7 protein-coding genes, 6 tRNA genes and 1 pseudogene are annotated in these 12,374 nt (G+C 25.8%); 3 read left to right on the top strand and 11 right to left on the bottom strand.

The window, feature by feature from the left end; genetic code table 4:
* Positions 1-274 precede the first annotated feature (274 nt).
* The 7 genes from BST80_RS01980 to BST80_RS01950 form a co-directional block, all read right to left on the bottom strand.
* Positions 275-1,843 (bottom strand): hypothetical protein, encoded by a 1,569-nt coding sequence (locus BST80_RS01980; RefSeq protein ID WP_415745723.1) that lies wholly within the window; start codon positions 1,841-1,843, stop codon positions 275-277.
* 184 nt (positions 1,844-2,027) lie between these two features.
* A tRNA-Leu gene (locus BST80_RS01975) sits at positions 2,028-2,112 on the bottom strand.
* Between the two features lie 17 nt (positions 2,113-2,129).
* Positions 2,130-2,205 (bottom strand) — tRNA-Lys (locus BST80_RS01970).
* A gap of 8 nt (positions 2,206-2,213) precedes the next feature.
* Positions 2,214-2,289, bottom strand: a tRNA-Thr gene (locus tag BST80_RS01965).
* A gap of 16 nt (positions 2,290-2,305) precedes the next feature.
* A tRNA-Val gene (locus BST80_RS01960) sits at positions 2,306-2,381 on the bottom strand.
* A gap of 4 nt (positions 2,382-2,385) precedes the next feature.
* Positions 2,386-2,461, bottom strand: a tRNA-Glu gene (locus BST80_RS01955).
* 34 nt (positions 2,462-2,495) lie between these two features.
* Positions 2,496-2,571 (bottom strand) — tRNA-Asn (locus tag BST80_RS01950).
* A gap of 1,315 nt (positions 2,572-3,886) precedes the next feature.
* Between BST80_RS01950 and BST80_RS01945 the strand changes: the two genes are divergently transcribed.
* Positions 3,887-4,408 (top strand): hypothetical protein, encoded by a 522-nt coding sequence (locus BST80_RS01945; protein ID WP_415745722.1) that lies wholly within the window; start codon positions 3,887-3,889, stop codon positions 4,406-4,408.
* Between the two features lie 25 nt (positions 4,409-4,433).
* Here the strand turns inward: BST80_RS01945 and BST80_RS01940 are convergent, their stop codons facing one another.
* Positions 4,434-6,485: a hypothetical protein gene (locus tag BST80_RS01940; RefSeq protein ID WP_415745721.1), complete on the bottom strand. Its 2,052-nt coding sequence runs from the start codon at positions 6,483-6,485 to the stop codon at positions 4,434-4,436.
* Between the two features lie 1,065 nt (positions 6,486-7,550).
* Between BST80_RS01940 and BST80_RS01935 the strand changes: the two genes are divergently transcribed.
* A complete protein-coding gene (locus BST80_RS01935; protein ID WP_258272988.1) occupies positions 7,551-7,682 on the top strand; it encodes a hypothetical protein in 132 nt (43 codons plus the stop codon).
* Positions 7,683-7,715: 33 nt separating this feature from the next.
* On the opposite strand, the pseudogene BST80_RS01930 reads toward BST80_RS01935, so the two are convergent.
* Positions 7,716-9,214: pseudogene (locus tag BST80_RS01930) on the bottom strand (PTS sugar transporter subunit IIC).
* A gap of 291 nt (positions 9,215-9,505) precedes the next feature.
* Positions 9,506-9,721, bottom strand: a complete 216-nt coding sequence (locus tag BST80_RS01925) for a YneF family protein (protein WP_415745720.1) — start codon at positions 9,719-9,721, stop codon at positions 9,506-9,508.
* 386 nt (positions 9,722-10,107) lie between these two features.
* Here BST80_RS01925 and BST80_RS01920 point away from each other — a divergent pair, with 386 nt between their 5' ends.
* Positions 10,108-11,844 (top strand): hypothetical protein, encoded by a 1,737-nt coding sequence (locus tag BST80_RS01920; protein WP_415745719.1) that lies wholly within the window; start codon positions 10,108-10,110, stop codon positions 11,842-11,844.
* A 38-nt stretch (positions 11,845-11,882) separates the two neighbouring features.
* Here the strand turns inward: BST80_RS01920 and BST80_RS01915 are convergent, their stop codons facing one another.
* Entirely contained in the window at positions 11,883-12,209 is a 327-nt protein-coding gene (locus BST80_RS01915; RefSeq protein ID WP_415745718.1) for a S1 RNA-binding domain-containing protein, read from the bottom strand.
* Positions 12,210-12,374: the final 165 nt, after the last annotated feature.

The following is a 12,374-nucleotide window of genomic DNA, read 5'->3' as shown; positions in this document are numbered from 1 at the left end:
AACATTTTATTAAAAGTGGCTTGTTTTATTCCTGTTAATCGGAATAATTCTTTATCATTAATAAAATCAAATTTATCAAATTTCATAATTTTAGATTCCTATAATTTCTATTTTAAATATATTTTATAGGAATTTTAAAATAACTAGGTTATGCAAGAAGTCTAATATAAATTTAGTATTTATATAAATGTTAATAAAAAAACTAAGTTTTAAAAAATAATTAAACAAACTTTTTGAAGTTCAGTTTTCAATATATTTTATGATACACCATTTTCTAATATACTTTAACTTGATTAATTTTTAAATTTGTTCAAACATGATAAATAGCACAAAAAGAAAAAGTATATGACACTAAATTCAGTTTTAAGTATTCGTTTTCAAATCATAAACCTTTAATATATAACACTGCTTTTTGTTCAACATAAATAAAAGGAAAAAAGACAAAATAATTGTACTTTAAAAGAGAAACATGATTTTGATTAGAACTTCAATTTTCCTTAATATTTTCTGTATTAAACTTAATATTTGTTTTAATATTAGAAATTGTTGTCTCCTGACCACCTGCAGAAGAATCAACATTATTAATTTCAATATACTTGTATTTTTCTTTAAATTCTTGAAAACTATTAGCATAGTCTGACCATTTAATTAAATTTATTGTTTTTTCTCATACTTTTGTATCATTTGTTATTGAACCCATTATTTTTCAATTTAAGTTTATATTGTTTGTGATTATTTTTGACACTTGGTGATGTCCTCAACCATATAAATCTAAATGATAAATTTTACCAGTATTGTTTAAAACATAAGCGCTTCCTTTATTATCTAATTCAATTGCAATTATAGGAAACTCCAAGTCATCAAACTTGTCAATTTGACCATGACCATGTTTTAAATAAATACCATTGTTTGTCCCAAGATATGTATCTCCTGCATGTAAACGACCACTACTAGTATTTCCAGTTAGAACTTTTTTAGGATTTAAATTATTAATTTCGTTATTTGAACATAATTTATTAAATTTACTAATTAATTTATTAACACTATCATTATCATCCGAATTTGGATTTTGTTTATTTTTATTTTCTTTAATTGTTTTTACTTCTTTATTATTTAAAGTAAAATGAACAATAACTCTGCCATAATATCTAGTGCTATTTAAATTACTACTAATTATTGCTAAATCATGTGTAATGTCATGAATAACAACCTCATCTAAATCAATATCCGTATTTAAAAGTATTACTCTTTCAAAAATTGTTTCTGATAAATTATCCGGTAAATCACCTAATTCTGTATTTAATAAAAGATTATTTAATTTTGGAGGTGGAACCAGTGGCGCAACATTATCTTGCTTATTTCTTTGACTTTTTGGCAAAACTGTTGCATAAATTGGTTCTCCAATTTGATTTTTGTTAGTTTCTTCATGTGAAGTAGACGCTAAAGACTGACAAGTTCCTAAACTTGGATTATCATTATAAAATACTGAATTACTTGAATCATAAACTGTAAAATAAACATCAGTAAAATTTGTTGTGCTATCAACATCTTCATCTCAAATTATTCTAGCTACGTTTTCCCTAACATTAATTATTTTTAAACTATTTTTTTTAATTTTTTTATTTAATTTATATATTTTTTTTAAAATTGTTTCTGGCAAATTATCAACTAACTCACCTAAGATTCAATTTTTAACTTCTTCATTTAATGCTTTAAAATTTCCTTGCCGTTTACTTCGGTTTAATATTTGTACTTGTGGATTATAACTACTATTAGCATTGACCATTGGTCAACTACTTCCTATTAAACTAATACCGCTTAATAAATTCACTATTTTTTTCATTTTTAGATATTCCCTTTCGTTAAAATTATTATTATTTAATAAAATATTAATTGTTCAAAAGGCTATAGTTGTTATATGTATTTAAATTAAAATAATGATCTAAATTATTTTTTAAGTATTGTATTTATATTCATAATTTTACAAATAAAAAACACTCTGAAAGTGCTAATTTGTTTTTTAATTATGGTCCGGGTGAAGGGACTTGAACCCCCACGAGTTACCCCGCCAGATCCTAAGTCTGGTGCGTCTGCCAATTCCGCCACACCCGGTTACTCTGTTTTAAAAATGGTCTCCTGTAAAGGACTTGAACCTTTGACCCACTGGTTAAAAGCCAGTTGCTCTACCAACTGAGCTAACAGGAGACAGGCAATGGTGCTGGCTAGAAGAATTGAACTCCCAACCTACTGATTACAAGTCAGTTGCTCTACCTATTGAGCTAAGCCAGCATATTAATATAAAAAATGGTCGGGTGTAACGGACTTGAACCGCTGACCACCTGCTTGTAAGGCAGGCGCTCTCCCAACTGAGCTAACACCCGAAAATGGTGACCTGTACGGGGTTTGAACCCGTGAATGCATGCGTGAAAGGCATGTGTGTTAACCGCTTCACCAACAGGCCGGTAAATATCAATAAAAATTTTCAAAAAAAATAATGGCGCCTAGTGCAGGACTCGAACCTGCGACCGATCGGTTAACAGCCGAGTGCTCTACCGACTGAGCTAACTAGGCATAGCATATCTTTTTAGCCTTACTCATTATATACTAAAAATGAAAAAACAAGCAACTATTTTTAGGATTTTTTTATTTTTTATGAATTATATCTTCAAAAAGATATCATTTAAAAGAATAAAACATATTATTTTTTGTTAAGATATAGTTATAGACTTGATAAATAATAGACTTCTTGCATAACCTAGTTNTNNTANAATTNCTATNTNAAATATATTTTATAGAAATTTTAAAATAACTAGGTTATGTAAGAAGTCTATTATAAGCTTGATTAAAAATANCAATTGCTGATGATTGCCCCTTATTTTCAGATAAATAANCAAGACCAAAGCGTGATTTTTCATCAATAAAATCATATAAATATAAATTACGTTTAAAACCAGTCATATTTGGTGTCAGAATTTTAATATCATGTTGTAGATGGCCTAATTCATNCATTTCATAACGTTTATAAATCCTAATTTTCTTGTTTTTAGGATAAAAATTANATAAAAATTATTAAATTCTTTATTTCATTTCATTAAAGTTTTAATGTTATGTTTAATTATTTCATTTTTATATGTGAAAAATCCAGCTAAAGTTAAATTATAAAATTCATAAATTCCAGTTCCATATTCTTGGCGATATTTTTTCATCATTTTTGCAACAGCAATTTTGTAAGTTTTTGAATAATGGTTATTAATTTTAATTGGTCTCGTTGGTTTTTTAGCTAAAACCATAAAATTTAATTTTTCTTTAAGACAAAGTTGAATCTTTTTAGCTCAATTATAAAAAGTTTGTTTTGACTTATAAAATAATTTAATTAAGCTATTTAGTGAATTTTCATATAAATAGTATTTCTGACATAAATTAAAATAATTAATGACATTTTGATAAATATAATTTATTTCTTTTGTAAGTTTTTGTTGTAAATATCATTTTTTTATTTTTCGTTGTAATGAATATAATTCATTTTCAGTTGGAATGCTTGTTACCATATACTTTTTCATTTTAATCTCCATTCTAATTTAAAGACTAAATCAGTGGTCTAAAATGTATATGGTTTTCACATGCAGGAATTGGGCGAGCGGTTGATTTTCTGAAATTTTGTGATAAAATGACTTACAAGTTAAAAAAGATTTTGAGGTTCTTTCAAACAAATTTGGGAACCTTTATAAAATTCTTCGCTTAACGCTTAGAATTTTTCCCAAGTATTTTGAAAAGCGCGGCAAAAGTTTTTTTAAACTTTAAGTAATTTTTCATAAAATTATGAAAATCACCGCGAGCCCAGATTATATCAATATCAAATAATAAATTTGAGTAAAGGAATGATGATATGAGATATTTAATTTTATCAATAAGGTGTTTTTTCCTAACTGAAACAAAAAAGAAAATAGCAATATTGTTAATAACAATTTTATTGTTAGGATTATGTATTTCTTTGCCTATTGTATTTGTTACTGCTGCTAATAATAAAACAAAATTTGAAAATTCATATTTAGATAGAAATAGAACTCGTATATATTGTGATAAAAATCAAAAAATAGGTCAAGCATTAATTGATTATACAATAAAAGATGAAGAAAATAATTCTAATGATATATTTAAAAATAATGATAAATACACTATATTTTTATGGTGTACAAACCAACCTAATAATTGAAATCTTGATAAAGTTTATAATCCTGTTTATTCATTATTTTATTTAACTTATAAAAATATAATGAATTTACAAGATTTTTCAGTTAATGATACTGGTGGAATAGATGAAATTTATTCAAAAGAATGGAATAAAAAATATGATATTTCTAATTTTTGGGGAAAATATAAAAATTTTGATAATTATTTTATAAATTAAAAAAGTTATTTTAATAAATAACTTTTTATATTTCTATTTTAACTAACGATAATTTTTCATTGTTTTTATTAAATAATTCTAAATTATTAATATTAATTTGTTTTTTTTCTGTAAAAATTGTAATATCATAATTCCCACATCCTCATATACCTGATATTTCAATTTGATTTAAGACACTAATACTTTGTGAAAAATAAATTTTAATATTATTTTCAACAAAAATATTAATTAAATTTAATCATTCTGATTTTGAATATACTGTTCCTTTTTTATGATATCCATATAATTCTTCTAATGCTTGTTGTACTTTATCATCAGAAATAATTAAATTTGTTAAATATTTCCCATATTCTCCATCTGATAGTTTAATTTCAGATGGAATAAGGGAAGGAATATTATTTGTTTCTAATTCATTCGTTATTGATAATCAATTAAAAAAATTTGACTCTAATTTATAAACAGGGTTTTCTGAAATATCATTATCTATAATTTTTATATTACTTTTTTGCATTTCATAATAATTTTTATTTTTTAAATCAGAAAAATCAAAATAGGATGATTTTAATTGTACTATGCAATCTTGAAACTCATAGTATGCTTCTTCATCTTTTCCCTCTTTAATTTTTGGTTCAGAAAGTAATTCAAAATAATACGGAGAAAATAACTTAATATCATCATTATAACCTTTATTAACTGCCATATTACTATATACATAATTTGATAATAGATAAATAATTTGTTTAAATCTTTTTACTGCTTTTTCATTAAGATAAGTAGGATTTTTAAATTTTCAATTTTCAAATAAACCATCAATAACATCTTCAGGTTTTTGTCCTTCAAATAATTGTTTTATTTTTGCACTTTCATTTATTGGATTTCCTTTTTCATCATATTTAGCGCCGCGAAATTTTCTGTCGTAATTATAACGAAATGTTAACATATCTCTTAATACTTTTTCTAATTTTCCATATACTTCAGAAGATTGTATTTCAATTAGTATTTCTCCATATCGAGAAGTATTATTTTGTCATATTGGCGGAAGTAATGAAATAGTTGGTGTTTCTGGCATTTTATCAGGTATTTTAACATTATATGAATATTTACCAGGAGGATTATAATATGCAACAATATCACATTCTAAAATTCTGGCATTTTTAATTACTTGTTTTTTTGGATTTTTATTGTGGTTTCCTACGCTAACCAAAATTAAACAATCATTTGGGGTAGAAAAATTTTTTGCTATTTCAAATGGCAAAAAACTATATCCTAATCAATACTGAAATAATCTTACATTAGGGTTTGTTTCAATAGGCATTGATAGTAAAGGAACTAAGTTAGCGTTTTGAATAATTGATTGTGGATAAGAATATACACCATTTATATTTCCTCAGCATTTAATGTTTCCAAATAACATTGATTTAGGATATTTAATCTCAATACCAGTAAAAACAGTATCCTCGGGCAATGATTTTTGTAATACTAAGTGAATACTATTTTGATTTTTTCATTTAAAATCAGTTATTTTAACTAAATGCGTAGATTTAATAATGTCAATGCCATCAGGTGAATAAGGGCGTTTATATTCTTCAATGATGTAACATTCATTTTTGTTATCTTCACTAATTGGTTCATTAATAGATACTATTTTTAAGTCTAATGTTTCTAAAAATTCTTTGTCTTGTTTTGAAATATCATTAATTAAAATATCTTTTTCATCAATCATTACATAACTAGTGCTATTGTCTTGAACAGTTGTATTTTGTTGAATTTGTAATTTAAAATTAAAATCACTAATTTCATAACCAGTAATTTTAATACATTCATCTTTATCAATAAAACCAATTTTAACGCTATTTTGAGAGTAGTTTAAAGTTGGTTTTTGTTTTGTCTTAACAAGATTATTAATTTTATAAATATATAAGGTTCTTGCACGGTATTCAGTAAATAATTGTTCTAAGTTGGGGTCGCTGTACTGTGATTGATTAGCAAAATCTAACGGAATACTATCAATTGAATAGTCAATTGGTTCATCATTTTCTGCTAATTGTGCTAACATTTTTTCAGATGGTTTTAACATTATTCTTGTTCTCCTTCTTCATTAGATATATTGATAATATTTTCATTGTTTTTTAGTTGTCTGTTTAAAGTAGCATTTACTGGTAGGCGAACATCAACAATTAACTCATCAATATTTTTAATATTGAATGTTCTACTGTTTAAAATAGTATTATCATATTTAATTAACTTAATAATAAATTCAGTTAATTTAATTTCTCTAATATATATCATTTGTTCGTATGATGCGTTTGTTTGAATATTTACACCAGCAACTTCCGCCTGAGTTTGTTGGGCTCCCTTAGCAATGGCGGGAACATGATGGCGATTTATTTTATAGTAATTAGTTAATAATCAATCATATATTTTGGTTAATTGTTCACCTTTAAAATTACCAGCGATATAGTCTACTGGTTGAAAATTACTATCGGGGTCTCCCTCAACTAATAACAAGTCATTTTCAATAAATGAAGCCAACATTTTACTAATTTCTTGGTCAACAACACCAGTCACTCCATTAGTNTTAATGGTGAATTTACCACTATTTAATAATGGGTCTAACATTATCTTTTCAGCAATAATATCTAAAATACTAGCGAATTGTTTACCATAACGAGCAGAAGGTTCAAAATTAGGGTTATTAGGAATAATTTCAATTGGAATAAAATTAAGTGGTAATATTTCTTCTCTTTGCAATGTTGTATAGTTATTTCATTTAGCATCATCAATATATAAGTAGGTAATGGTGCTGTATAATCGNGTTTTTAACTTTCTAATAACTTTTACTTGTTTAGTTACATAATCAATTTCTAATTTTTCAGTAATAAAAACACTCTGGTCATTTTTAAGATAAGGGTCATAATCAAAAGTACAAGATACTAAATTACCTAATTCATCATACTGGTCATTATAAAAATCAATAGTAATAAAATTAAGTTTTGAATTATTAGCAAAAATAAAATATGCACCTTTACCATTTTTATTAATTTTATATTCGTTATATCAATTCTTATTAGTAAAGTCCTGCATTTTTAAAAAGTTATTAATTAATTTTGTATCTATTTTTTGATTAGTAAGTGGATTATAAATGCTAATTTCTAAATCTCGTGGATTTAAAAAATTAGCATTATCTTCACAAATTCTTTTTTCTAAAATTTCATTATGTTTTTGAACAGTAACATTTTTACGATTAGTAATCGTTGATGCTAAATTAAGATAATNNCTATTAGTATATTTTTAAAAATATTTACAATTATTTTAATAGGTTATGCAAGAAGTCTATTAAATTAAGAAGTGGTAATATTAGTCACAGGATAACGGCAAGAAATGGCAAGAATCATAAACTAACATTTCGTCCAACTAACTGTCCTAACCCAGCAATTGGTAAACCTAAGAGAAAATCACTATCTCCTCATGTTAAACCGTTTAAACTACCATTAGCATTTGTTAATGTATGCATATATTTTAAACCAAAAAATAAGAATGGAATAAAAGTCATTAAAACCCCATTTAGAAATGGACCAAAGATTGCTCCTCATACGCCTCCATACGCATTCCCAAAGACACCAGCGGTTGCTCCGATAAAGAAATGCGGAACAATACTTGGAATCACAATTGCTCAGCCAATAAAACTATGATCTTGTCAACCAATTTGATGAACAATAATAATTGTAATTGCCATACCAATGATTCCGCCAAGAAATGAGGCAATAAAACCAATTAAGACCGCATTTGGGCATATGGAAACATTGTTGGACAGTCTAACGCTGCTTTTGCATTTGGTACTAACTTTTGAGAAATTCCTTTAAACGAAGGAACAATTTCGGCAATAAACATTCGAACCCCAATTAGTAATACTTCACCCCAGCAGCAAAGGTAAATGATTGTAATAATCCTTGGACAAAAACATCTTGACCAGTATTAAGAATGTTAGCATTAACTAAGGCATCATAGCCTTTCACACCCCCATGCAGTAAAGTAAATAATTAAGTATAAGAAAAACATTGTTATTGCAATTGCAATATTAGTATTACGTAAGAAGCTTAATCCTTTTGGAAACTTAATTTCTTCTGTTGATTTAAGTGGTTTACGATTTATTTTTGCAATTACAATTCCAATTCAAGCAGAAAACAAGTATGATAATGATCCGGTATGACCAACTGCTAAGGTATCGGATTTCGTAATTTTAATGACATATTTATTTAATAATGCTGGCGAAATAATCATTCATAGCGATACCAATAATGCACCAGTAATAACAATAATTGGTAAATCTTCAGCTAAATTTAACCCCGCTAAATTTAAAACACTAGCAAACATTACTGATAAGTAAAATAAGACATGGCCAGTTAAATAAATATATTTATAAGTGGTAATCCGTGCTAATAAAATATTTAATAACATTGCACAAATCATAATTAATGATCCAGCTAACACAATTTTTGGTAAACTATTTAAAAATAACCCAGGAATAACATCATTATTAGCAATAATCCCATTAATCCCAAACAATAAATTAAAAGCATTTCCTAATTTACCAACTGCACCAGCTAAAATCCCAGCTCCCCCACCGATAATTAAAAACCTTACAGTTGTTTTAATTGTTGCTGAAATTTTTTCGGTCAATTTCTTGCGTTGTAATAAACAACCAACAAGAGCAAATAAACCAATCAAAATTGCTGGTATACCAATAAATTCTTTAAAGAAATTTAAAACATAATCGCCAGTTGTTAAAGATAAAAAACTCGACATTTTTATCCCTCCTTGCTAATTATCATTTTTGTAGTATTAAGATAACGAAGGTTTCTTCTAACATCTTAAATCAACATAATATATGTAACATATGTCTATTTTGATTTTATTTTTTTCTTTCTTCTTTGCAATTTGTTTTCTTCTTTTTGGTAATAACTAGTAAAATTGTAAATTTTTTGCAAATTTATGCAAAAGTATTTCTAATGTTAATTATTTGGTAAAACAAAAACACATGTTAGATTATTAATCTAACATGTGTTACATTATTGGCAAAAGATATTAAATCCAATCTTATTTTGCACGTTTCATTGAATTCATAACCTTTTTAATATCTGCTTCCGACGGTTTGCGTCCCATTTGCATATACATTGCCCGAATTTGTTTTTCAGTAATTGGGGGATTATCACGTAATTGTTTCTGCACAATTTTTTTGGTAATTAAAAATCCTAAAACCCCACCAATAATTAAACAACCAAACCCAATAATAAGTCCTCCTCATCAAGGCATTCTTGTTGTCCTCCTTTTTTGTAATAAGTAATTATTAGCATAATTCCTATAATATTTTAACATATTTTTTAAAATAAGTCTTATTTTCCTGGTTTTTAAGAATATGCTTTTCTTCGATTACATTTAGTATGGATAGCAATGATATTATCATTGTGATTTAACTGTANNATNTANTTNTANATATNTNATTTTCTCTTTCAATTAAGAAATTTTTAGTTTCATTGTTTGTTTCTATTATTTTATCTTTTTTATAATCTTCTAATAAATTTTGTTTTAATTCCATTTTATAATTTCCTTTCGTAATTAAACAAATTATTCTAAATTATGATACTTAATTGATACTTAATACTTCATATAATCTTATCAAAAAAGGAGGCTAATTGAAAATGCAAGATTTTACAAAAATTAATAACAAAAAACGAATTACTAGTTATGAATATTTAAATAAAAAGTATGATTTAAATTTTAGTGACTATAATTTTGGTTTTGATTGAGAAGTATTTAAAGATTTTGTTGGTGATAGTTATGCCCGATATTTTACTTCGCCAACTTTTTTTAAGTTTGTTTCAGCGGGGCGTGGTACTAATAAAACATGAAATCATTTAGCAGAAAAATTATTTTTTGCTTGTAATTTTACTGATGCTTCATCTAATATTTTACGAAGATATGCTAATACCCATGAAGATACTACATTTGGCGATACAATTAATGTTTGTAATTATCTATATGATAAATATGAAATTGATATAGGACCCGATAATGAAAATGGTATTGTTTGACCTAAAAATGTTAAAGAAGGTGGCGAGATTGTTTTTCCTAGTAGTGTGAGAATTGCTTTTGTTGGTTATGCTAATGGTAATAAAATTATGGGGAAAGTTGGTAAAGGAAGTGGTATTATATCAGCCTGAACAGATGAAATGATACATGCTGAAGAAAAAGAAATCTTAACTGATAAAGAACTAGATAAAAGATATAATAATTTAAGAGTTTCAATGTTTCGTTCAAAAAGTTTAAAGGTGTCTTACGAAAAATACACGGATGAAAATGATAATGAACAATATAATTTAGATAATCCTATTCCAGTAAAAGAATTATCTTGGACATTTCAAGAATGAGACAACATAGCAAAACAACATATAACAGTAACAACATTTTTTCATAAAACATATTCTAATCAATTTACTTTTAATCCTTTTGATAAATACCATGTCTTTTATGAAAAATTTGTAACGCCATTTTTACCTTTAAATGAAAGAATTAAAAATATTTTAAAAGAACACAACCAAGTATATTCAGAAAACAAACATGTATTTAAAGGTTTAGGTGTTTTTAATTTACGATTAACAATGGGAGCTGTTTGAAATAAAATACCCGATATTACTAAAAAACTTGTTTTAGCAAATAGAGAAGAGCGACCTGATTTATTTGAAATTGAATACTATGGTTTTGAATATAATGATAATGACCCCAGTATTTATGTTTTACGAAATTATCGTAAATATATTAAAGAGTATAATTTACAAGATTTTTATAATACAAATACAAAACAGTATCAATTTGATAGTTATTCAATTGGTGTTGATTATGCTAATGGTAGTGAAGACCATACAGTATTTTTATTTAGTGGTTATAAAATTAATGAAAATAATGAATATGATAAATATTTAATTGAAGAAAATGTTGTTACCCCAAAAAACACAATGAATTTAAATGAAATAGTTGAACATTACGGCCAATGAATAATTGATACATTTGATAAATTTGATGGTTTTGAATATGCAACATTTCATTATGATATTAATGCCCACGACTTTATGCAAAAATTACAAGAAGATATTTACCCTTATTTAGGCTATAAAATTAAAATGTTTAAAGCGAAAAAACATCAGACATCTCTTAATAAAGAAGCAGGTATAATCAATCGCGTAACTTGAATAAGAAAAATGTTTGTTCAAGGTAAAATATATGGCATATTAGATAACTTCCCATTTTTAGATAAGTGCATTAGTGAACTAAGATTTAGTGATACCAAAACAAACACACCCGATAGTAAAATGTACCATGACCCATATGATGCTTTGTTTTATGGCTCTTATCCGTATCGTTTTAAAATGGGAATATAAAAAGGTTTTAAAAACCTTCTAAAATTTATAAATTTTATTTACTTTTTATTTACTAAATAATTAGTATTTAATGATTTTTCTAAACTAGGTGATTTTTCTTGTATTTTATTACCATCATCATTTTTCAATAGTTCAGGATGACAATTTTTATAACTTAATTTAAGATGTTTTCTAACTGAATTAAAATCTATTATCTCAACTTCAATTTCATCACCAACATCAAAAAAATCTCTAATATCTCTAACAAAGTAATCTGAAATCTCACTAATATGAATTAAACCATCAGCCTTTTCTGNTCTACAAAAAGCACCATAAGGTGTAATGTTTGTTATTTTAACATTAACTTTATTTTCTTTTTTATACATAAAATTAAATATACTTCCTTTCTTTAAATGCTTTAANTATATCATTAAGACTATAAAAATCATTTGCAGGAATTGGGCGATGTGAGGTACCATATACATTTTAGACCAGTTAGTCTTTTAAAAATTTTAACACAGCTTCAGTTGGTGTTAAAAAATTTATGCTTT

The sequence above is a fragment of the Spiroplasma sp. Moj genome, assembly GCF_016082285.1.
GTDB classification, from domain to species: Bacteria; Bacillota_I; Bacilli_A; order Mycoplasmatales; family Mycoplasmataceae; genus Spiroplasma; species Spiroplasma phoeniceum.
The sequence above is the reverse complement of the archived record's forward strand: the minus strand, read 5'-3'. Positions and strand labels throughout refer to the sequence as shown.